Origin of the sequence: Enterovibrio norvegicus DSM 15893 (assembly GCF_900115495.1) — a bacterium.
Taxonomy (GTDB): domain Bacteria; phylum Pseudomonadota; class Gammaproteobacteria; order Enterobacterales; family Vibrionaceae; genus Enterovibrio; species Enterovibrio norvegicus.
The window spans coordinates 87,835-111,134 of sequence record NZ_FOWR01000011.1 but is presented as its reverse complement, the minus strand read 5'-3'; the positions used below and the strand labels follow the sequence as shown (position 1 = coordinate 111,134).

The 23,300-nt window shown below is 49.2% G+C and carries 12 protein-coding genes; 3 read left to right on the top strand and 9 right to left on the bottom strand.

What is annotated here, in order from left to right; all coding sequences use genetic code 11:
* Positions 1-128 precede the first annotated feature (128 nt).
* From BM082_RS09015 to gltB (BM082_RS08980), 8 genes are all read right to left on the bottom strand, one after another.
* Positions 129-737, bottom strand: coding sequence for a TRIC cation channel family protein (locus BM082_RS09015; RefSeq protein ID WP_017011778.1), 609 nt, complete (start codon positions 735-737; stop codon positions 129-131).
* A gap of 94 nt (positions 738-831) precedes the next feature.
* Positions 832-1,653, bottom strand: a complete 822-nt coding sequence (btuF, locus tag BM082_RS09010; protein WP_074926658.1) for a vitamin B12 ABC transporter substrate-binding protein BtuF — start codon at positions 1,651-1,653, stop codon at positions 832-834.
* Positions 1,653-2,618 (bottom strand): cobalamin biosynthesis family protein, encoded by a 966-nt coding sequence (locus tag BM082_RS09005; RefSeq protein ID WP_017017271.1) that lies wholly within the window; start codon positions 2,616-2,618, stop codon positions 1,653-1,655. Before BM082_RS09005 ends, btuF begins: the two co-directional genes overlap by 1 nt.
* Positions 2,618-3,319, bottom strand: a complete 702-nt coding sequence (mtnN, locus tag BM082_RS09000; protein WP_074926656.1) for a 5'-methylthioadenosine/S-adenosylhomocysteine nucleosidase — start codon at positions 3,317-3,319, stop codon at positions 2,618-2,620. The genes BM082_RS09005 and mtnN overlap by 1 nt, the downstream gene beginning before the upstream one ends.
* A gap of 118 nt (positions 3,320-3,437) precedes the next feature.
* Positions 3,438-4,853: an FAD-dependent oxidoreductase gene (locus BM082_RS08995; RefSeq protein WP_074926653.1), complete on the bottom strand. Its 1,416-nt coding sequence runs from the start codon at positions 4,851-4,853 to the stop codon at positions 3,438-3,440.
* Positions 4,854-4,864: 11 nt separating this feature from the next.
* Positions 4,865-9,331, bottom strand: a complete 4,467-nt coding sequence (gene gltB / locus BM082_RS08990) for a glutamate synthase large subunit (RefSeq protein WP_074926651.1) — start codon at positions 9,329-9,331, stop codon at positions 4,865-4,867.
* A gap of 374 nt (positions 9,332-9,705) precedes the next feature.
* Positions 9,706-11,175, bottom strand: a complete 1,470-nt coding sequence (locus BM082_RS08985; protein WP_017011645.1) for a glutamate synthase subunit beta — start codon at positions 11,173-11,175, stop codon at positions 9,706-9,708.
* The gene (gene gltB, locus BM082_RS08980) at positions 11,168-15,715 is read right to left on the bottom strand and encodes a glutamate synthase large subunit (protein WP_017017239.1); all 4,548 of its coding nucleotides are present in this window, start codon (positions 15,713-15,715) and stop codon (positions 11,168-11,170) included. The genes BM082_RS08985 and gltB (BM082_RS08980) overlap by 8 nt, the downstream gene beginning before the upstream one ends.
* A gap of 590 nt (positions 15,716-16,305) precedes the next feature.
* Between gltB (BM082_RS08980) and mnmL the strand changes: the two genes are divergently transcribed.
* The 3 genes from mnmL to arcB all read left to right on the top strand — a co-directional run bounded on the left by mnmL (position 16,306) and on the right by arcB (position 21,641).
* Complete coding sequence (mnmL, locus tag BM082_RS08975; protein WP_074926648.1) at positions 16,306-17,232, top strand: tRNA modification radical SAM protein MnmL/YtqA; 927 nt, start codon at positions 16,306-16,308, stop codon at positions 17,230-17,232.
* 203 nt (positions 17,233-17,435) lie between these two features.
* On the top strand, positions 17,436-19,181 hold the full coding sequence (locus BM082_RS08970) for a sensor domain-containing diguanylate cyclase (RefSeq protein ID WP_074926645.1): 1,746 nt from the start codon (positions 17,436-17,438) through the stop codon (positions 19,179-19,181).
* A gap of 114 nt (positions 19,182-19,295) precedes the next feature.
* A complete protein-coding gene (gene arcB, locus BM082_RS08965) occupies positions 19,296-21,641 on the top strand; it encodes an aerobic respiration two-component sensor histidine kinase ArcB (protein WP_074926642.1) in 2,346 nt (781 codons plus the stop codon).
* Between the two features lie 240 nt (positions 21,642-21,881).
* Here the strand turns inward: arcB and arcA are convergent, their stop codons facing one another.
* On the bottom strand, positions 21,882-22,601 hold the full coding sequence (gene arcA, locus BM082_RS08960; RefSeq protein WP_017011650.1) for a two-component system response regulator ArcA: 720 nt from the start codon (positions 22,599-22,601) through the stop codon (positions 21,882-21,884).
* Positions 22,602-23,300 lie beyond the last annotated feature (699 nt).

Here is a 23,300-nt window from a genome sequence, read left to right as displayed (position 1 = left end):
AAAGTTTTTAGTTTATTTAATTGGGGCGGACATAAAAAAACGCGCCGACAATGGGCGCGTTTTTGCAATAATTCTGAGTCTGGCGTCCCTTCATGTCTGCAACATGAAGGGCTTGCAAGGACGGGTGTTTACTTGATGGCGAAAGTGGGCAATGAAAGATGCCATCGAATAGCGGCGAGTCGAATGGAGAGTGTGGTGACCATGCCAGCAATGGAAGCCGCGACAGAATCCACGTTCGCAGCCAGTGCCAGCGTGTGGATCATACCGCCCGCAAGGCACGCAGTCGCGTACACTTCGGTTCTCAATATCATGGGGATTTCTCGAGCTAACACGTCACGGATGATACCACCGCCGCAACCCGTTATGATGCCCATGATGACAGCCACCATCGGTGATGCCCCATAGCTCAGCGCCTTATCAACACCAATGGCAACAAACACAGCCAAGCCGATGGCATCTGCGACAGGGAGAAAGTACCACGGCAGACGGCGAGGACGTCGAATCAGTAGCAGAGACAGTGCGCAGGTGGCCAGAATCATCCACAAGTATTCGGGTGAAGTAATCCAAAATACAGGTGTTGCTCCAAGTGCCATGTCGCGAATGGTGCCGCCACCGATGGCAGTAACCATGGCGAGAACGACAACGCCGAATGGATCCATGCGGAGTTTACCCGCCAATAAAACGCCTGAAATGGCGAAAACTGCCGTCCCAAACATGTCTAAAAAATACAAAAGCATGATTGCGCTATCCCTATAAAAGCGCGCGCGATTTTACGTTATTTCCGTAACTGGGCAATCCATTGCGCTGGCTTGTCGGTCATGTTTATTCGAATTAGTGATTCAGATCGCTTCTTACCCGATCAAAGGCTTTGCAGATTTGTGCAACAGCCTTCAATGCGCGTGGTGTTGGGCGGCTGAGCCAATCTCCCGTCACCTCGAAGATGTGTTTGTTTTGTACGGCGGGAATAAAGGTTTCCCATGGTGTCCAAACGTCCATCGGTGCAATTCGGCTGGATGGGTAGAAAATCGCTTGTGGTTTTCTCACCACAATTTGCTCCATGCTGATCTGCGGGTAAGGCGCTGCACTGTTGGCAAAAATGTTCTCACCACCACACAAAGAGAATAGAGGTTGCGGCCAATGTTCGCCGTTGTTCGTCATCAATGGTGTGTCACTGAGCTGATAAAAGTACGGCACCTTCGCTTTACCTTGCTGATTGTCTTCTATCGTTTTCAGCGCTTTTCTCACGTCGTCGGCCCGTGCTTTTGCAGCATTCGGGTCATCAGAGTACGCACCCAATTTTTCGATATTGTCTGCAGCGTCGTATAAAGAATGCGGATTGGAATAAAACACCTTGATGCCAAGACGCTCAAGTTTTGCCAGTTCTCGATCAGGGTTGCCGCCTTGCCATGCAAGTACCAGATCGGGTTCGAGCGCCACGACGCGTTCAATTTTAATCCCACGATATGAAGCGACTTGTTCTAGCTCTAAGGCTTCTGGTGGGTAATCGCTGTGGGCGCTGACAGCAATAAGGTTTTTACCCAAACCGGCCTCATAAGCCAGTTCGGTGGTGTGAGGTGATAAACTGATCACGCGCAGCGGCGCGGCCAATACAAGGCTTGGCAATAAAAGCAAAACAAACAGAATGCGAGACATTAGAGGAATCCGTGTGCGAACCACATGGTGAAACTTTGAAGTACAATCCATAGCCATGCTTTTTGGCGAAGTTGCTGATTCAGCAGAGCTAAATGAACCGATGAGGGAGCAATATCACCACCTAATTTGGGACGAGTGATTTTTTGGTTATCGTAAATGGCTGGACCGCCGAGAGATAACTGGAACTTTGCACCTGTGGCAGAAAGTACCCAATCGCTACCACTGGTTACCCAGCGTTTTTCATTATCTCGGATTGCAAGCATGGCGGGTTCAAAGCGATGGCCCGCAGCAATGAGTAGCGCAAACAACCGTGTTGGCGCCCAGTCGAGCACAGAGAGAAAGGCTGCAGAGAACAATCCGAATTCTGCATATTCTTCTCGGCGTGTCGGCCATGTGCGTGCCAATAACACCACGAGCGTATAAAGAAATGCGCCAATACCTCCCAGTAAGGCATACCAAAACAACACACCAACAACCTGACGTGCATAGCCTAGCAGTAAGGTTTCACAGCTGGCTTTAGCAATGCCAACACCAGATAGACTCTGCGTATCTCTATTCAGGGTTTCAGCAAGCAATGTGCGAGCCGCAGGTTTGTCTTCTCGGGCAAGCGCTTGTTCAAGCTGTTGGGTTTGATTGACGATGGGACGCCAGCCAAGGACAAGCCAAAGAAGGAGTAAATCAAATAGCCAAGGGATCCAAACCAATTGTTTTAAGGCGATGAGCGCGACAGCAAGCGTGAGCCACATGATGCCAAACGCCAGTGCGCCTGCCAGCTTACGTTGCTGTGGTTCGTCATCAGGATGGTTTACTTTGTCTGCGATAGCATCCGCGACTCGCCGCCAAAGACTGAGAGGATTGGCTGAAGGAGGCACTGGAAAAAACCAATGCAATAGCAAAGCTCCCCACATCGCGAGCAAGGTTGAATAGCCAAGCAAGGTTTCAAACGGGGTAGGGAGCTCGGTCATTATGCGCTAAGCAATTCGACCATTTTCTCAACCATGGCGCTTGAGCTTTTCGCTGCGAGAGGCAGGAATTCATCAAACGTCATAGGTGACTCTTTGTCTGCAACATCAGAGATGGCGCGAACGACAACGAACGGTACGTTGAACTGATGACAGGCTTGAGCAATGGCAGCTGCTTCCATTTCTACTGCAATCACGTTCGGGAAGTGATCGCGAATGTAGTTTTGGCGCTCTGCGGTGCAAACAAAGGCATCGCCCGTACAAATCAAACCACGAACCGCGTGCGGCGCTGGGTTCATTGCAGTGAGTGCTTGCTCTGCAACGTCCATCAGTTTTTCGTTTGATTTAAAGGTGGCGGGTTGGCCTGCCATTTGACCCATGGTGTAACCAAATGCCGTTACGTCAGCATCGTGGTATGCCACGTCAGTAGAAATGACGACATCACCAAGGTTAAGCGATGGGTCGAAACCGCCCGCAGAACCCGTATTGATCACTTCCGTGACTTTAAAACGATCAAGCAGAATCGATGTGCTTAGCGCCGCTGCCACTTTGCCGATACCCGATTGCAGAAGAACAACGTCAACGTCGTTCATGTCGCCAGTGTAAAATTTGCTGCCCGCAATCTCTTGCAGTTGGCAGTTATTAATTTTGCTTTTTAGCAGGGTAACTTCCTGCTCCATGGCACCGATAATACCAATTTTCATGTTTATACTCGTTCGGTTTTTGGGAATGCACTGAGTGTAACATGGCGGTAAATTCGGGCGAAAAAAAAGTGCCCTTGTGGGCACTTAATTTCATGACAATTGAAGTAAGCGAAGCGGTTTACACCTCGAGATAATCCAAAATGCCTTCCGCCGCTTTTCGGCCTTCATCAATCGCGGTCACCACCAAATCTGAACCACGCACCGCATCACCGCCCGCGAAGATTTTTTCGTTGGTGGTTTGATACGAAAATGCGCCTTTTTCTGGTGCTTGAATGCGTCCCCATTGGTCTAAATCAACGCCGAATGGTTCAAGCCATGCCATTTGATGAGGTTGGAAACCAAAAGCCATGATAACCGCGTCAGCGGGCAGCACATGTTCGCTCCCTTTAACCGGTTCAGGACGGCGACGGCCTGCTTCGTCAGGTTCACCCAACTGGGTTTTCACCACGGTGACGCCTGTCACGTTGCCGTTGCTGTCCACTTCAAGGCCAAGAGGCTGAAGGTTGAACATGAAGTTCACGCCTTCCTCTTTGGCATTTTTTACCTCTCGGCGAGAGCCAGGCATGTTGGCTTCGTCACGACGGTAGGCACACACAACGTTTTTCGCGCCATGGCGAATTGAAGTGCGAACACAGTCCATCGCGGTATCACCACCGCCTAAGACAACAACTTGCTTGCCTGCCATGTCGATAAACTCAGGGGCATCGCCTTCCAGTTCCATCACACGGTAGGTGTTGGCAATCAAAAACGGCAAGGCGTCGTAAACACCTGGTGCGTCTTCGTTATCAAGGCCTGCTCGCATGGATTTGTATGTGCCGACGCCAAGGAAGACAGCATCATAATCCTTGATAAGCGTTTCCAAGGTGATGTCTGAACCGACCTCTGTATTCAACTGGAATTCCACGCCCATCTCGGTAAAGACGCGCTGACGATTGCGCATGATGTCTTTTTCCAACTTGAAGGATGGAATACCAAAGGTCAGTAAGCCGCCAATCTCAGGGTAGCGGTCGAACACAACGGGTTTTACACCGTTGCGAACAAGGACGTCTGCACAGGCAAGACCCGCAGGGCCTGCACCAATGATGGCGACTTTCTTATCGGTCCATTCCACGCCAGACATGTCTGGCTTCCAGCCCATTTCAAAGGCTTTGTCGGTGATGTATTTCTCGACATTACCAATGGTCACGGCGCCGAAATCTTCGTTTAGCGTGCATGATCCTTCGCAGAGGCGGTCTTGTGGGCAGACGCGACCACACACTTCAGGCAGGCTGTTGGTCTGGTGAGAAAGCTCCACCGCTTCAATGATTCGCCCTTCGTTCGCCAGCTTAAGCCACTGAGGAATGTAGTTGTGAACCGGGCATTTCCATTCACAGTAGGGGTTACCGCAGTCCAAGCAGCGATCAGACTGAGCAGATGCTTGCGTGCCTGTGAAGGGTTCGTAGATTTCAACGAACTCTGTTTTACGTGTTTTGATCGGCTTCTTACGTGGGTCGATACGTTGCACGTCGATAAATTGGTATACGTTCTGGCTCATAAGGTCCTCCGTTACTGCGCCTGAACACGCAGCTCAGCTGCGCTTCGGCTTTGGTGACCAAGCAGAGAACGCACGTCTGCTGCTTTAGGTTTCACCAGATAGAATTTACTGATCCATTGTTCAAAGTCGGCGAGGATTTCCTGCGCACGAGCGGAACCCGTGAGTTCCAAATGTTGATCAATGAGACCACGGAGGTGTTCTTGATGAATCGTTAAGTCATCGAGTGACAGCGCTTCAACCAGTTCAGGGTTTACACGGCCTGTAAAATCCCCCGTTTCATCCAGCACGTACGCAAAACCACCGGTCATGCCTGCACCGAAGTTGACGCCGCAATGACCGAGGATGGCGACAATGCCGCCCGTCATGTACTCGCAGGCATTGTCGCCAGCACCTTCCACAACGGCTAACGAGCCGGAATTCCGCACTGCAAATCGTTCACCTGCTGTACCGGCAGCAAACAATTTACCGCCCGTTGCGCCATACAAACAGGTGTTACCGATGATGGTCGATTCGTGCGAACGGAATGCAGAGCCGACAGGTGGCTTGATGATGATTTTGCCGCCTGCCATGCCTTTACCGACATAGTCATTGGCATCACCGGTGAGCGTGATGTGCACGCCGCCCGCATTCCATACGCCCAGAGATTGTCCTGCGGTACCTTGCAATTGGATATTGAGCGGTGTGCCCGCCATTCCTTGGTTGCCATAACGTTTCGCGATGGCACCCGACAAGGTCGCGCCGATGGAGCGGTCGGTGTTCTTCACGTTGAGATACGTACTCGCGGGTTGACGTTTTTCAATGGAGTCGGCAAATGTGCCCATGAGTGTCTGGTTCAGCAACGCTTTATCAAACGGTGGGTTAGGCTCGGTCCAATAAACAGATTTACCTGACACGGGCGTTGGGGATTCGAGAATGCTGCTCAAATCGAGTTTTAGCTGTTTGGCCGTGAACCCATCAACCGCTTCCAGTAAGTCTGTGCGACCAATCAAATCGGTGAGTTTTTCAACGCCAAGTTCCGCCATAAGCTCACGCACTTCTTCAGCAAGACCTTTAAAGAAGTTCATGACTTGCTCTGGCAAGCCTTTGAAGTAATCGCGGCGCAGGGTGTCATCTTGCGTTGCAACACCGGTTGCGCAGTTGTTCAAGTGACAAATACGCAGGTATTTACAGCCCAGAGCGACCATTGGCGCAGTACCAAAGCCGAAGCTTTCAGCACCCAATATGGTGGCTTTAATAATATCTAAGCCGGTTTTCAACCCGCCATCCACTTGAAGGCGGATTTTATGGCGAAGACCATTAGCCACGAGCGCTTGTTGGGTTTCTGCAAGGCCAAGTTCCCACGGGCTACCTGCGTATTTGACGGAGGTCAGTGGGCTTGCGCCTGTGCCGCCGTCATAACCGGAAATGGTGATGAGATCGGCATAGGCTTTCGCCACACCCACCGCGATGGTGCCCACGCCAGGTTCAGACACCAGCTTCACCGACACGAGCGCATCAGGGTTAACTTGCTTGAGATCGAAAATCAGCTGCGCCAAATCTTCAATAGAGTAAATGTCATGGTGCGGCGGCGGTGAAATCAGCGTTACGCCTTGGACTGAATGACGAAGACGCGCAATTTCTGCGGTGACTTTGTGGCCTGGTAGTTGCCCACCTTCACCCGGTTTTGCACCTTGCGCCACTTTGATTTGCAGTACGTCGGCGTTAGTCAGGTAATGGGGTGTCACGCCAAATCGACCTGACGCGATCTGCTTGATGCGAGAGTTACGCTCAGAGTTGAAGCGACGCGGATCTTCGCCGCCTTCGCCCGAGTTGGAATTACCGCCAAGGCGGTTCATCGCAATTGCGAGGGCTTCATGTGCTTCAGGGCTCAATGCCCCAATCGACATGGCGGCGGAATCGAAACGCTTGAACAACTCGCTGGCGGGTTCAACGTGCTCAAGAACCGCAGGTTTTTCAACCGGCTTGAGGCGCATTAAATCGCGGATTGAAGACACTGGGCGACTGTTAACCGTTTTTGCATAGCTCTTATAGTCGACACTTTCGCCGGATTTAACCGCAGATTGCAGTGAGTTAACGACATCTGGGTTATAGGCATGGTATTCGCCGCCGTGGACGTATTTGAGCAAGCCTCCATTATCGATAGGCTTACGCTTGAGCCAAGCACGGCGCGACAAGTTGACGAGATCTTGCTGGAAATCATCAAAATCTGCACCTTGAATACGGCTTGCTACGCCTTTAAAGCAAAGGTTAACCACGTTGTCGTTGAGGCCAACCGCTTCAAATAACTGAGAGCAGCGGTATGAGGCAATGGTCGAAATACCCATTTTAGACATGATTTTAAACAGGCCTTTATGGATACCATTTCGGAAGTTAAGTGCCGCTTCCGACATGGTTTTTGCAATCACTTTGTTGTCGACCATCTTGCCGATGGATTCATACGCGAGGTAGGGGTAAACCGCCGTCGCACCAAAGCCAAGCAAAACGGCAAATTGGTGTGGATCGCGCGCAGAGGCGGTTTCGATAACAATGTTGGCATCACAACGCAGATTAGCGTTCACCAAGCGTTGTTGCACGGCACCCACCGCCATGGCTGCTGGAATGGGGAGTTTGTCTTTTGTGATGCCGCGATCTGACAACACAACCAATACCGTGCCGTCACGAACGACGCGTTCTGCTTGGTCGCAAATATCAACAATGGCTTGTTTGAGGTCTTTTTCTTCTGGGTTGAAGTTGATGTCGATAATGCTGTTTTGATAATACTCATCGTCCAGCTCAAGTAACTGCACCATGTCTGAATAGAGCAAGACTGGGCTTTTGAACGAGACGCGGTGTGCGTGACCATCGGTTTCTGAGAAGACATTTTTCTCACGACCGATCGACGTTGCCAGCGACATAACGTGGTTTTCACGCAAGGGGTCGATAGGTGGGTTGGTTACTTGCGCGAATTTTTGACGGAAGTAATCCGCGACGTTTCGTGCTTGGGAAGAGAGCACTGCCATGGGGGTGTCATCACCCATCGAGCCTGTCGCTTCTTGGCCTATTTCACCCAGTACGCGCAGCACTTGATCGAGCTCTTCGCCCGATACGCCGTAGAGTTTTTGGTAAACCTGAAGCTCATCATCGTCCATGCTGCGTTGGCTCGCGCGATCGTTTGGATCCATGTCTTCGAATGGCGTGAGGCGTCGAACGTTTTTGTCGAGCCATGCTTTGTATGGGTGACGACCTTTCAGATCGTTATCGATGTCAGCTGAGTGCCACACTTCACCTTCAAAGGTATCAATAACCAGTAACTCACCGGGGCCAACGCGGCCTTTCTCTGCCACTTCATCCGGCGCGTAATCCCAGATACCCACTTCGGAGGCGAGGGTGATCAGCTTGTCTTTGGTGACCACATATCGTGCAGGGCGCAGGCCATTTCGGTCGAGGTTACACGCGGCATATCGACCGTCTGACATCACGATGCCCGCTGGGCCGTCCCACGGTTCCATGTGCATGGAGTTAAAGTCGTAAAACGCGCGTAAATCTTCATCCATGTCTGGGTGGTTCTGCCACGCAGGTGGCACGAGCATGCGCATTGCACGGAATAAATCCATGCCGCCAGCCAAAAAGACTTCCAGCATGTTATCAAGGCTAGAGCTGTCAGAGCCCGTTTCGTTAACAAACGGTGCGGCTTGTTCTAGGTCAGGCAATAGCGGCGATTTGAATTTGTAAGCACGTGCACGGGCCCATTGGCGGTTGCCTTCAATGGTGTTGATTTCACCATTGTGTGCCAAATAACGAAACGGCTGAGCCAGCGGCCAGCGAGGGGTGGTGTTGGTTGAAAAACGCTGGTGGAACAAACAGATCGACGACTCAAGACGAAGATCAGCAAGATCAAGGTAGAACCTTGGCAGATCTGCCGGCATGCACAAGCCTTTGTAGACAATGGTGCGCGTCGACAGGCTGGTGATGTAGAAATCGGGATCTTCTTGAAGGGCTTTTTCTGCGCGGCGACGTGCGATATACAAACGGCGCTCAAGGTCACGGGCGCGCCAACCAGCGGGACCGTTAATAAAAACTTGTTCGATGGTAGGGACTGAGCTTAGGGCGATTTCACCCAATACGTCTGAGTTTGTTGGCACTTCGCGCCAGCCAACAATAGACAAGGTTTCGGCTTCAATTTCACGTTCAAAGATCGCTTTGGCTTTTTTTGCTTTTTCGGGATCTTGACTGAGGAAAATCATACCGACGCCGTAGAGTTTACTGAGTGTCCAGTTGTTCTCTTCGGCAATCATGCGGAAAAAGTTATCGGGCTTTTGAAGTAATAAGCCGCAACCATCACCGGTTTTCCCATCGGCGTTAATCGCGCCGCGGTGGGTCATTCGGTCTAGTGCGGAAATGGCTGTTCTGACGAGTTTGTGGCTAGCTTCACCCTCTGTGTGGGCGATCAGACCAAAGCCACAGTTGTCTTTCTCCAGCGTTGGATCATACAGCGACATTGCAATTCTCCCTTGCGACTGCTCCAAGCAGTGACTGCAGTTCTTTAATGTCTTCCTGACATCATTTCTCTAATAACGGTGCTCGGTGGTATTCATTCCGGCATTGCACGTTATCGATTATTGATTAACAGGTCAAATTTCGTCACGTTACATTAACTTTACGGATAAACAGCAATATATGCCGAAAACAGACCCTTTGAGTAGCATTTTATGGCAGATATTTTTAAGTCTGTCGCAGAGATTACTGGCATGCACGAACGGGAAATAGAATGTGAAAGGAGGTGATTTGGCAGTTTTGAGGTGAATTTGTCTCTAAAAAGAAAAAAGCCAGCCACTGAGGGCTGGCAAAACTGGAAGATAACACTTACTTATTATTATGCGGAGAGCATCAACGAGTCAGCTTTTGCCTCGAGATGCGTATCACCCATAAGGAAGGCATCAATGGCGCGCGCACATTCACGGCCTTCGTTGATACAACGAACAACCAATGATTGACCTGTACGCATATCACCTGCAGCAAATACGCCTTTTTGACTTGTTTGATAATTGGTCGCCGCCACGTTACCGCGGTCATCCAATGCAATATCGAGTTGTGCTAGCACACCTTGAGGTTCAGGGTGAAGGAAGCCCATTGCCAAGAATGCGTTATCACATGGGATAACACGCTCGGTGCCTGCCACTTCTTCAAAACCGGGACGTTCGCCTGGCGCTGCATCTTTCCAAACAATATCCGCGATACGCAGGGCTTTAACATTGCCTGCATCGTCACCGATGAATTCTTTGGTCAGGATGTTCCAATGACGATCACACCCCTCTTCGTGAGAGGTAGAAGTGCGCATGATCATTGGGTACTGCGGCCAAGGCATGTTGGCAGGGCGCTGCTCAGGTGGGATAGGCATGATTTCCACTTGAGTAATGCTCTTCGCGCCATGTCGGTTCGATGTGCCTACACAGTCAGAGCCTGTATCACCACCACCAATAACCACAACGTGCTTATCTTTTACGTGGATTTCTTCGGTTTTCAAATCCATGCCATTTGCACGGCGGTTGTTTTGACCAAGGAATTCCATCGCAAAGTGAACGCCTTTTAGCTCGCGACCTGGGATTGGCAAATCACGTGGCACAGTTGAACCGCCGGTGAGCAATACCACATCGAAATCTTGACGAATTTGATGCGCGTTAACTGTCACACCTACGTGTGCATTCACTTCAAACTGTACGCCAGCTTCGGCCATTAGATTGATCTTGCGATCAATAATGTCCATGCCGAGTTTGAAATCTGGAATACCGAAACGCAGCAAACCACCGACTTTTTCATCACGTTCAAAAACGGTGACGGAGTGACCTGCACTGTTAAGCTGCTCGGCAGCAGACAAGCCCGCTGGGCCTGAACCGATGATGGCGACTTTTTTACCTGTGCGAGACGTTGGCGTTTTTGGCTTAGCATAGCCTTCACGGTACGCTGTCTCTACGATGGTTTTTTCGATGTTACAGATGGTGATTGGATCTTGGTTGATACCCAATACACACGAGCTTTCACATGGTGCAGGGCACACACGTCCTGTGAATTCTGGGAAGTTATTGGTAGAACTTAAAATGTTCCACGCTTCTTCCCAGCTGTCGCGATATACCGCGTCATTGAATTCAGGAATGATGTTTCCGATTGGGCAACCGTTATGACAAAACGGGACACCGCAATCCATACAACGTGACGATTGCTCGTTAATCTTTTCACCAAACTCTTCGTTCAGGACAAATTCCTTGTTGTCTTGAATACGAACAGCAGGGTCTTTTTTGCCCGGGAGTTCTCGGCCAAATTCTAAAAATCCAGTTGGCTTACCCATTTACAGCCTCCACTTCTTCCTTGTTTGCGGCTTCTGCTTTGCGTTGTTCCAGCACAGCTTTGTAATCACGCGGCATCACCTTCACGATGCGCTTGAGGTTCTCATCAACGTTCGATAAGAAGGTCTCGGCAACGGCACTGCCTGTAAATGCTTGGTGTTTACCAATCATCTCTTTCAGCAGTTCGATGTCTTCCGCATCCAATGGATCCAAGTCAACTAACTCTGGGTTCAGCTTAGATTCAAAGTTTTCGAATTGGTCCCAGATATAAGCGACACCGCCACTCATGCCTGCTGCAAAGTTACGGCCCGTTTGACCCAGAACGATAGCAACACCACCGGTCATGTATTCACAACCGTGGTCACCGATACCTTCTACAACCACTTTCGCGCCGGAGTTACGTACACAGAAACGCTCGCCTGCTACACCGCGAATGAATGACTCACCTGAGGTTGCGCCATAGAAACACACGTTACCAACAACAATGTTGTCTTCAGCAATGATGTCGCTCTTTGCATCTGGGTACAGCACCAAGGTGCCACCAGATAAACCTTTACCCCAGTAGTCGTTCGCGTCGCCTTCGACTTCGAACTTCACACCTTTCGCAAGGAATGCACCGAAGCTTTGACCTGCAGAGCCTTTGAATTTCACATTCATTTGCTCAGGCAAGCCTTGGTCTTTGTAGATTTTCGAAATCTCATTCGACAGCATGGTACCGGCGCTGCGGTCCGTGTTGACGATAGCGAACTCTGCATCCACCTTACGACCTTCATAAAGCGCACTAGAAGCTGCTTCAATCAAGCGGCGATCCAGAATGGTTTCAAGACCGTGGTTTTGCTCGCGCTGGCAGTACATGCCGTCACCTTCGCGTGGCTCTTCTTTATGAAGAACAACATTGAGGTCTAGGTTCTTGTATTTCCAGTGGCCTACATCGCTACGTACTTTCAGGTGCTGAGACTGACCTACCATTTCGTTAATTGAACGGTAGCCAAGCTCTGCCATGACTTCACGAAGGCCTTCCGCCATGTAAGTGAAGAAGGTGACGATGTCTTCTACGCGGCCGTCAAAGCGCTCACGCAGGGTTTTATCTTGTGTTGCGATACCAACAGGACAGGTGTTGAGGTGACACTTACGCATCATGATACAACCTTCAACAACTAGTGCTGCGGTTGCCACGCCCCATTCTTCTGCGCCCAGTAGTGTTGCCACTGCTAAGTCGCGAGGGGTTTTCATCTGGCCATCTGATTGAACAACGATACGGTTACGTAGGCCGTTTTTCAGCAGTGTTTGGTGTGTTTCCGCCAATCCCAGTTCCCATGGCAGACCCGCGTGTTTGATTGACGACAGTGGTGATGCACCGGTGCCGCCATCAAAACCTGCAATCAGTACCACGTCAGCTTTGGCTTTTGCTACGCCTGACGCGATGGTGCCAACACCTGCTTCTGATACCAGTTTGACGTTAACACGCGCTTCGCGGTTAGCGTTTTTCAGGTCATAAATCAGCTGCGCCAAATCTTCGATAGAGTAGATATCGTGGTGTGGCGGTGGAGAAATTAGGCCGACCCCTGGAGTGGAGTGACGTGTGCGACCAATCCAATCATCCACTTTGTGACCTGGAAGTTGACCACCTTCACCTGGCTTCGCGCCTTGCGCCATTTTGATTTGGATCTCAGCAGCATTGGTGAGGTAGTAAGACGTCACACCAAAACGGCCTGATGCCACTTGTTTGATCGCAGAGCGTTCCCAATCACCGTTGTCTTTCTTCTCAAAACGGACTGGGTCTTCGCCACCTTCACCTGAGTTCGATTTTGCACCGATGCGGTTCATTGCAACTGCAAGGGTAGAGTGCGCTTCATGCGAGATAGAACCAAAGCTCATTGCACCGGTCGCGAAACGCTTCAGGATGCTTTCGATTGGCTCAACCTCTTCAAGAGGAATGCTGCCTGCTGGATTCTTCACAAAATCAAACTGGCTACGCAGTGTTGCAGCATCATCGCCTTGGCTGTCTACAGCGTGGCAATACTCTTTGAACTGTTTAAGGTCTTTGTTGCGCGTTGAATTCTGCAGCAAGTGGATGGTTTCAGGGTTAAACAGGTGCTTCTCACCACGTTGTTTCCACTGATAAACACCACCGACATCCAGCATTTGAACGGGAATTTCACGCGTTGGATAACCCAAACGGTGACGGATCAGCACTTCTTTCGCGATGTCATCAATGGTCAGGCCTTGAATACGCGAAACAGTGCCGGTGAAGTATTTATCGACAACCGCTTTGCTGATGCCTAATGCTTCAAAGATTTGCGCACCGTGGTATGACTGAAGGGTTGAAATACCCATTTTCGAGAAGATTTTCAGCAAGCCTGCGTTGATAGACTTACGGTAGTTCTCGAACAATACATCCACGTCCGCTTCTGGATCCAGCTTCTTGGTGCGCTGTAAATCGACCAAAGTTTCGTAGACAAGGTACGGGTTAACAGCATTCGCACCGTAGCCAACGAGTGTGGCGAAGTGATGGGTTTCACGAGCATCGCCCGTTTCGATAACAATGTCCGCTTTCGCACGTAGGCCTTTGCGGATAAGGTGGTGGTGAACCGCACCCACTGCAAGCATTGCTGGGATTGCTGCGTGGTTAGAGTTCACGGCACGGTCAGTCAGAAGGATGATGGAGTAACCATCGTTAACCGCATCTTCGGCATACTGACAAATACGTTTTAGCGCACGCTCTAGCTTGCCATTCTCGCCACTCGCGCGGAACACGATATCGAGTGTTTTCGCTTGGAGGTGATCGTTGTCAATGGCACGCAATTTTTCCAACTCTGCATTGCTAAGAACTGGGGTTTCCAATTCCACTTTGCGGCAATGCTCAGGTGTTTCAATCAGCAGGTTCTGGTCTTGACCTAAGTAGGTTTTCAAAGACATGACCATACGTTCACGGATCGGGTCGATCGGTGGGTTGGTGACCTGTGCGAACAGCTGCTTGAAGTAGTTAGATAAGTGTTGAGACTGGTGAGATAGCACAGCCAATGGCCAATCCGCACCCATAGCACCCAGTGGCTCTTTACCCTCTTTTGCCATTGGCAGAAGAATTTCATTCACTTCTTCTGAGGTAACACCGAACGCTTGTTGATGATGCAACAGACGATCAGGTGATGGCTGGTGGTTCTTCGTGCCCGCTTCTGGAAGCTTATCGAGTTGCAATAAGTTCTTCTCAACCCACTCTTGGTAAGGCTGAGCAGACGCGATTTCGTTCTTCACTTCTTCATCAGAAATGATGCGACCTTGTTCTAGGTCAGCAACGAAGATACGGCCTGGTTGCAAACGACCACGGAAGTGAACGTTTTCTGGTGCGATTTCTACCACACCTGACTCGGATGCCATGATGAGGTAGTCGTCTTTTGTCACGGTATAGCGGCTTGGGCGAAGACCATTACGGTCAAGGGTCGCGCCAACTTTTACGCCGTCAGTGAAACACAAAGAGGCTGGGCCATCCCATGGTTCCATGATGTTGGCGTGGAATTGGTAGAAAGCACGGAGTTTAGGGTCCATGTCTTTCTTCTCTTGCCACGCTTCCGGCACCATCATCATCAAGACGTGCGGCATGCTACGTCCTGACAGAGTAAGGAGCTCTAGCGCCATGTCGAAGTTAGCAGAGTCAGATGCGCCTTCTTGACAGATAGGCAGTAGCATCTTGAGTTCTTGTTCGCTGAACAGCTTAGATTCAAGCAGTGCTTCACGTGCTTTCATCCAGTTCAGGTTACCACGAACGGTATTAATTTCGCCGTTGTGCGCGATATTACGGAAAGGCTGAGCCAAGCGCCAACGGGGGAATGTATTGGTTGAGAAGCGTGAGTGAACCAGTGCCAACGCAGTGACCATCGAAGAATTTTGAAGGTCTAAGAAATATTGTGGCACCTGCTCTGTGGTCAATTGACCTTTGTAGACCAGTGTTTTCGCTGAGAACGAGTTGATGTAGAAGTCATCACCAATGTTCGACACGCTTTCAAGGCACACACGAACGGTATAGTTACGAAGAACAAAAAGTTTGCGCTCTAGTTCATCGATTGAAAGGTGTTCGCCACCTGTAACAAATGCGTGTTCAAAATGGGGTTCTGTGCTTAATGGGTCAGCACCGATCATAGAGTTGTCGGTAGGCAACTCACGGTAGCCGATAACCTCCAAATCAAGACGCTTCGCATTACGTTCAAAGATCTCACGGCACTGGTAGCGCTTGTTTTCGTCTCTTGGGAAGAGCATGACACCAACGCCGTACTTGTCTGTCGACGGGAGTTGAATGCCGAGTGCGCGTGTTTCTTCAAGAAGAAACTCGTGAGGTTTTTGAAGAAGAATACCCGCGCCGTCACCACTGCATGGATCGCAGCCTTGACCGCCACGGTGTTCCATACGAGCCAGCATATCGAGTGCTTGGGTTACTATCGCATGGGACTTTCTGTTTTTTAGGTGGGCAACGAAGCCGATACCACAGGCATCGTGTTCCATCTCGGGCACATAGAGCCCCTCGGTGCGTAGCACTGAATCTGTCATCTTTACGTCCTTCCAGTTGACACAAATGCTGTGGAAGCATTTGTCTTCCCTTGCCATACCTGTTGCGGGCATGGGCATAGCGGACACGAATATAGGAACAACAAATGTGTTGTTTCCAGGTGTCCAAGCCAGATTACCTTCACGAAGAAAAGTAAGCCTTTTTTTCTACAAAACTATGTAGATATGCTGCGCTTTTTTCTAAATGCCAAATATGTCGCTATGAACAGGCGCAATTTCGCGAATTATATTGCTCACAAATTAGTCGCAGCTGTAGATATCCTACATATTCCGGAATTTAATTACCATAAAAACTTAACAATCAATTGCGCATCATTTTACATTTATTGCGTTTAATTTCGATTAAATTGACTATTTATTCGCTATGTGCTGCTTTTGTTGAATATTGAGTTTTCCTTCGTGATGTGTGGGCTAGGTGAATGTTTTTATTTTGTAATTTTTTTTCAATTCGTCGCACAAAATTACTATTTTGATTGATTCAATCGAGCTTTTCGGCTTAGTGCTGGTGATAAAATCGACGGCTTTTTTTCAGCATCATTATTTTATTACGTTTAACACTGAGGCAGTCGACGATGGAACTTCATCATTTGGTGAATACCTTTGGTCAGGATTTACAACGCAGGTATGGCGAAAAAGTACACAAGCTCACATTGCATGGCGGGTTTAGTTGTCCCAACCGAGATGGCACGCTAGGCCGCGGTGGTTGTACATTTTGTAACGTTGCGTCGTTTGCCGATGAAACGGCTCAGCAACTGTCGGTAACAACGCAGTTGTTACAGCGCGCGGACGAAATTGGCCGAGCTAAACGTTACTTGGCATATTTTCAGGCATACACAAGCACGTATGCGGAAGTGGAAAAGCTGAAAGCCATGTATGAAGAAGCACTCAAGACCGCAGACATTGTTGGCTTATGTGTGGGTACGCGTCCTGACTGTGTTCCTGATGCCGTTCTTGAGTTGTTGGCAAGTTATCATGCTCAAGGCTTTGAGATCTGGTTAGAGCTCGGCCTGCAAACCGCAAATGACAAAACCCTACACCGCATAAACCGTGGTCATGACTTCGCTTGCTATGATCGTGTCACCAAGAAGGCGAGAGCCCTTGGGCTGAATGTTTGCACCCATCTTATCGTCGGTTTACCGGGCGAGACACGCGCTGATCATATCGACACCATTGAACGCGTTGTTGAGACGGCCACTGACGGCATCAAGCTTCATCCTCTTCATATTGTTGAAGGCAGTGTTATGGCGAAATCTTGGCGTGCAGGCCGTTTGGATGAAATCACGATTGAAGACTACGTCGAAAGTGCTTCAGAAATGATCCTTCGTACGCCATCAGATGTTGTGTATCACCGCGTCTCGGCCAGTGCGCGTCGCCCAACCTTACTTGCGCCTACGTGGTGTGAAAATCGTTGGTTAGCAATGACGGGTGTCGCTCGAGCGTTGACGCTAAAAGGCGCTCAAGGGGCATTGTTAAATGATGCCTTTGTCTTTCCCTCCTAATATTCTGAAATCTGCGCTTTACTAGACATGCCTGTGCTGTAGTGATGGAAATCGCGTTATCCTAACGAACCTACGTCGCAAAACGACGTAGGCTTATTCGTTTTCTTTCTCAACCATATGGCAAGATAAAGCGTGAGGTTTGTTCAAAAATCGAATGTGCCAGTGATAAAGACGCAAAGGAAACACAAGTTTGGGATGGTTGAATGACTGATTGGATGCCAATGGCAGCCGTAACGCTCTTTGTCGGCTTTCTTCTCGGTACGTTTTGGGCGTCTCGCCGTCGCGTTGTATCGAAGAAAACGTGGCAAGCATACTTATCAAATCTGTATTCTCCCAAAGCCATGATCGGTATGGAGGATGGTAGGATCCTGTTTGCAAACAGAGGCTTTGTACGTCTTTTCAACGTAGAAACCGTCAATGGACAGCTCGAATTCAAAGGGACAAAAGACAAATCGACGTTTGATACGCTGTTGAGATACCGTCGCTGGCCCTTACCTTTTATTGATGTCACTGCTGACTTTAGGGCGGCCTCAAACCGTAATGCGCCAAGGTATGCGCGTTTCTCGGGCCTTCCTGTTTGGTGCAGTGGTCAGCGAGCGTGGATTATCTCCCTCGAGCCTGAATCTGAAAGCGTCTATAGCGAGTCTTTTGCAAACAACGACAACCATATATTCCGCAGCGTCATAAACTCTCTGGCTGAATTGGTGTGCTTTCAAGACCGAGATGGACGCATTGTTGGTACCAACAATGCGTTTGATCGTTTCTGGAAAGGGCGAGAAGAAGAAGGCTTGTTCTTTAATGCGCAAGATAACTTTGACAGCCGCCGGACCCAACAAAGCTGGACGACCACCCCTGCTGGCGATAGTTGCTTGCTTGAAACCAGTCAAACAGTGCTTCGAGACAACGACAATCGTATCTATGGCACCTTGAGCATTAGCCATGACGTGACCAATTGGCACATGATGCAAGAAGTCTTGGAGCAAGAGATTGAGGCAAGGCAAGAAGTCGAGCAACGCTTAAAACAGCACAGTAATGTGTTGACCTCCATCTTTGAGGCCAGTGTGGACCCGATTGGGATCTATAACTCTTCTTATGTTTTCCTTGGCGGGAATGCGGCTTTTGCAGAAGCCATGGGTGCACCGCATGACAACCTTGAAGGGCAGCAAGCTGCAGATCTCATGGATCCGGATGTGTTGGCGGATCATCAGCGCGTTGATATACCCGTACTGAAAGATGGCAAGACCATTAAATATGAAGACTTGGTGATGAAGCGCGATGGCTCTCAAGTCTGGTATGAGTTAACAAAAACCCAATTCCGCGATCCGACGGATGACACTATCGGTGTCTTGGTGATCGCCCGTGATGTAACGGCTCGAAAAGCAACACAGCAAGAATTAGCAGACGCCATCATGGAACTTGAAGAGCTCAGCTTTGTTGACGGCTTAACGAAAGTGGCGAACCGACGTAGCTTTGACGAGCAGCTAGTGAAAATGTGGCATTCCCATATTCGTGAGCAAGAGCCATTGTCTCTTATTCTTTGCGACATTGATTTCTTCAAACCCTACAACGATAACTATGGTCATCAACAAGGCGATAAAGCCTTGCGCATGGTGGCGGAAGTCTTCCTTGATGTAATTCGACGACCGCTTGATGCGGTTGCACGGTATGGCGGTGAGGAGTTTGCCATCTTGTTGCCGAATACCTCGGAAGAGGGGGCTGTGTATGTGGCTGAAAAAATATCGGAAGCATTGGCGCGCGCCAATATCGAACATGAGTTTTCTTCCGTCTCAACGCGATTGAGCTTGAGCCAGGGCGTGGCAACTATTTTGCCCGTTCAAGGACAAGATTATGGCGATTTGGTCTTGGCGGCTGATAAAGCCCTTTACCGCGCAAAACGCGCGGGTCGAAACCGCATTGCCTCGACAAACCTAGTCGTTGATCTCGTGTAAATCACGCAAGCCAATAAAAATAGCGTACATAAGGGGCGTTTCGACGCCTTTTTCTTTAGCTTGTTCTGTGGGCTCGCTATTATGTTGCTTCAGAACCGTTGATCAGGAAGTTCAATGAAGCAAATAAAACTCTTGGCACAATACTACGTCGACTTGTTGGTAAAGTTAGGTATTGTCCGATTCAGCATGTTGCTGGCCCTCGCGCTTGTTGCGCTGGCTGTTGTGGTGCAAGTGGCCATTACGCTTGTGCTCAATGGCAGTGTGCATGACAGTGACATCGTCCGCTCCGTCTTTTTTGGCCTCCTTATCACGCCTTGGGCCGTGTATTTCCTTTCTGTCGTCGTCGACCAACTTGAAGAATCTCGTCAGCGCTTGACGAAACTTGTCGCCAAGCTCGAAGAGATGCGTTCTCGCGATATGGAGCTTAACCGCCAACTCACCGATAACATTGCCCAGCTCAACTTAGAAATTGAAGAGCGTAAGCGTGCAGAAGAAGCACGTGAAGAGGCCATGCTCGATCTTGAAAACGAAGTCTATCAGCGTGAAAAAGCCCAGCTAGAGTTGGCTGAGCAGACTGCATTGCTGCGATCTTTCATCGATGCGTCGCCTGATCTTATCTATTACCGTAACGAACGTGGTCAATTCTCGGGTTGTAACAAAGCCATGGAAGAACTGACTGGCAAGAAAGAAAAAGAGCTGGTCGGCCTAACTCCTTGGGATGTCTACAGTGAAGACGTGGCGAGCAAGGTCGTTGAAACCGATCAGCAGGTTTTCGATAACAACGTTTCTTTGACTTACGAGCAATGGCTTGAGTACAACGATGGCCAAAAAGCGTACTTTGAACTGCGCAAGTTGCCGTTTTATTCCCGTGATGGACGCCGTTTAGGTCTGGTTGGGTTTGGTCGTGAGATCACTGAGCGTAAGCGCTACCAAGATGCATTGGAAAAAGCGAGTCGTGACAAAACTGCGTTTATTTCGACGATCAGCCATGAACTGCGAACCCCTCTTAATGGGATTGTTGGTTTAAGCCGCATGTTGCTGGATACCCGATTATCGAGTGACCAACTGGGGTATTTACGCACGATTCACGTCAGTGCGATTACCTTGGGGAACATTTTTAACGATATTATTGACCTCGATAAATCGGATCGTAGCCGCTTAGAGCTTCTTCCTCAGCCTATGGATTTGCCTGATTTCGTCACCGAAATTGAAAACATCAGCGGTCTGATGGCAGAACAAAAGGGTCTGCGCTTCTCTCTTGATCGCATGACGTCATTCCCTGCTGCGGTGAGTGTTGACGGTACGCGTTTACGTCAAATACTTTGGAATTTGGTCGGAAACGCCGTGAAATTCACCAAGCAAGGTGCGGTAAATGTCGCGGTCAGTTGCGACGTTGAAGACAAGATGGCGCACCTTCAATTTGATATTGAAGACAGTGGTATCGGCATTCCGCCAGAGGAGCAAAAGAAAATCTTCGCCATGTATTACCAAGTGAAACAAGGCGAAGACAATCTGCACGCCGTTGGAACAGGCATCGGATTGGCGGTATCGAGAAAGCTGGCGCGATTGATGGGTGGCGATATTGAAGTTGACAGTGAAGTGGGCGAAGGGAGTACGTTTACCGTTACGCTCAGCGTCCCGCTTTGTGATGCTGTTGAAAGCCAAGAGCGTGTGACAGCAGAACAACGTTCGCTGCACATTCTGCTGGTGGAAGACATTGAACTGAACATCACCGTTGCAGTGAATTTGCTTGAGAGCCTTGGCCATACGGTGACGGTTGCGCGATGTGGCAAAGAAGCACTCGAGACATTCCCAACCGCACATTTTGATCTTTTACTTCTGGATATCCAGCTACCAGATATGACAGGGTTTGATATCGCAGCGCAATTGCGTAGTGGCGACGCACCTTTACCACCTTTGGTGGCCTTGACTGCGAACGTCATAAAAGACAAATCCGAATACATTCAACGCGGCATGGATGACGCTATCAGTAAGCCGATTAGCGTCGCTGCGGTGACGGATGTGATTGAGCGATTAGCGCTTCAATGCCCATTGAGTAAAGGACATACACCTGTGGTTGAACCGAAGAAACCGGGAAATGAGCTCTACGAAACGCTGCTCGATCTCGAAATGCTGCGCTCCTACGTGGATATTGTGGGCCCAGAGCCTGTTTATCAAAGCATCACCATGTTCGAAGAGGTGATGCCTGAGTACCTCCAAATCTTAGACAGCAACATGACGGCCAAAGATCAGGATGGCATTGCCAGCGAAGCGCACAAAATAAAAGGGGCGGCAGGATCGATCGGTTTAAAACATATTCAGAAAGTTGCCCAAAAAGCGCAATCACCCGAGTTGCCTGCTTGGTGGGAGAACATTGCTGACTGGGTTGATGAAATCAAGGAAGGCTATAAGCACGATTTGTCCGTGCTGAAACAATGGCTGGATGAATACAGTCAGTAACAAGATAAAGAAGGGGTGAAGGCCGATGCTGTTGTCCCTCCCTCTTCTTTTCTGCTGACCTTTCTGGCTTTTGAACGCGATGTGCTCGCGAATCTGTCTGATAGGGCAGGGCATGAAGCATGGGCAGGAGAGGAAGAATAGTTGAAGTAAGTAGAGACATTCTCTGCATGACTGAACATCGAAAACAAAAAGGCCTGCAAAGCAGGCCTTTTCTATATCTGTCGTTTGCGTCAGCGAAGATTAAATATCTTCAAGCTCGCCGCAGAAACGGTAACCTTCGCCGTGGATAGTAGCGATGATTTCAGGTGTATCACCAAATGACTCGAAGTGCTTACGGATACGACGAATAGTAACGTCAACCGTGCGGTCATGTGGTTTCAATTCACGGCCAGTCATCTTCTTAAGAAGGTCTGCACGTGTTTGGATTTTACCTGGGTTTTCACAGAAGTGCAGCAGGGCACGGAACTCAGAACGTGGCAGTTTGAATTGCTCGTTGTCTGGGCTGATCAGTGAACGGCTGTTGATATCAAGTACCCAGTTGTTGAACACATATCGCTCTACAGAACGTTTGTCTTCTGGTACTGCACCTTGGCTCATTGCACGCGTCAAAAGGTTGCGTGCACGGATAGTCAGTTCACGTGGGTTAAATGGTTTAGTGATGTAATCGTCAGCGCCAATTTCCAAGCCTAGGATTTTGTCTACTTCGTTATCACGACCAGTTAGGAACATCAGAGCCATGTCGCCTTGCTCGCGCAATTCGCGTGCTAGCAGCAGGCCATTTTTACCTGGAAGGTTGATGTCCATGATCACCAGGTGTACCTGATTGTTGGAAAGCACTTGGTGCATTTCCTCGCCATCGTTGGCTTCCAGTACTGTGTAACCTTCCGCTTCAAAGATACTTTTCAGCGTGTTACGCGTTACGTGTTCGTCTTCTACAATCAGAATATGAGGGGTTTGCATTGGCGTTACCTAATTTCTTTAAGGAATCTGGTATTTAACAATCACAGAATATGTTGATTCTATGAAAAAAATTTACAAACAGGAAAAAAACCAAGAAAGCCATTGTTCGACTTTCAAAAGCATACTTCCCTGATCCGAACGCCATCCTTAGAGAAGGTTTTTGCTGAAGCGTAATTTTACGCTGCATGCTACTGATCAAATCATTTTGGCCAGCAAATCCATTGGATAGCGCTGATTGTATTCATTTAACAGCGTGCTAACAATAATTAGTAATAAATCAACGCGATTTTTTTTAATCTTTATTGATATACGTCAATCTCGGCGAAAGTCGTCCCAAAAAGGGGAATATCACTTAGATACTTGGCCGATTCTTTAAGAGTACGTTTAAACATTTTCGTACTATTACAACAGGTGTGAAAATTGTGTAAAGAGATTTCGCGCCAGCGCAGGTATCTCACCATGTTGTAGCATAACGGTCAACCACTTCCCCTATAGAGCTTTGCGCTCGTCACTTCACGTTTTTCTAATTTGTGCAGCAATCCGCAGAGGGGAATTAAATATATAAATAAGGTGTTAGTGTGGATGATTAAATTGTATTCAGTCGCTTTGTTAGAGTTTGCATCTAAGTAGCACGTTATCATTGAGGCTGACGCCATTTTGAATGTCAGGGTTATCTCGTTTGAGAACGTATTGTCTGTT

Coding starts and splice junctions, on each gene's coding strand:
- BM082_RS09015 (WP_017011778.1), bottom strand. CDS start 737: ATGCTTTTGTATTTTTTAGACATGTTTGGGACGGCAGTTTTCGCCATT.
- btuF (WP_074926658.1), bottom strand. CDS start 1,653: ATGTCTCGCATTCTGTTTGTTTTGCTTTTATTGCCAAGCCTTGTATTG.
- BM082_RS09005 (WP_017017271.1), bottom strand. CDS start 2,618: ATGACCGAGCTCCCTACCCCGTTTGAAACCTTGCTTGGCTATTCAACC.
- mtnN (WP_074926656.1), bottom strand. CDS start 3,319: ATGAAAATTGGTATTATCGGTGCCATGGAGCAGGAAGTTACCCTGCTA.
- BM082_RS08995 (WP_074926653.1), bottom strand. CDS start 4,853: ATGAGCCAGAACGTATACCAATTTATCGACGTGCAACGTATCGACCCA.
- gltB (WP_074926651.1), bottom strand. CDS start 9,331: ATGTCGCTGTATGATCCAACGCTGGAGAAAGACAACTGTGGCTTTGGT.
- BM082_RS08985 (WP_017011645.1), bottom strand. CDS start 11,175: ATGGGTAAGCCAACTGGATTTTTAGAATTTGGCCGAGAACTCCCGGGC.
- gltB (WP_017017239.1), bottom strand. CDS start 15,715: ATGACAGATTCAGTGCTACGCACCGAGGGGCTCTATGTGCCCGAGATG.
- mnmL (WP_074926648.1), top strand. CDS start 16,306: ATGGAACTTCATCATTTGGTGAATACCTTTGGTCAGGATTTACAACGC.
- BM082_RS08970 (WP_074926645.1), top strand. CDS start 17,436: ATGACTGATTGGATGCCAATGGCAGCCGTAACGCTCTTTGTCGGCTTT.
- arcB (WP_074926642.1), top strand. CDS start 19,296: ATGAAGCAAATAAAACTCTTGGCACAATACTACGTCGACTTGTTGGTA.
- arcA (WP_017011650.1), bottom strand. CDS start 22,601: ATGCAAACCCCTCATATTCTGATTGTAGAAGACGAACACGTAACGCGT.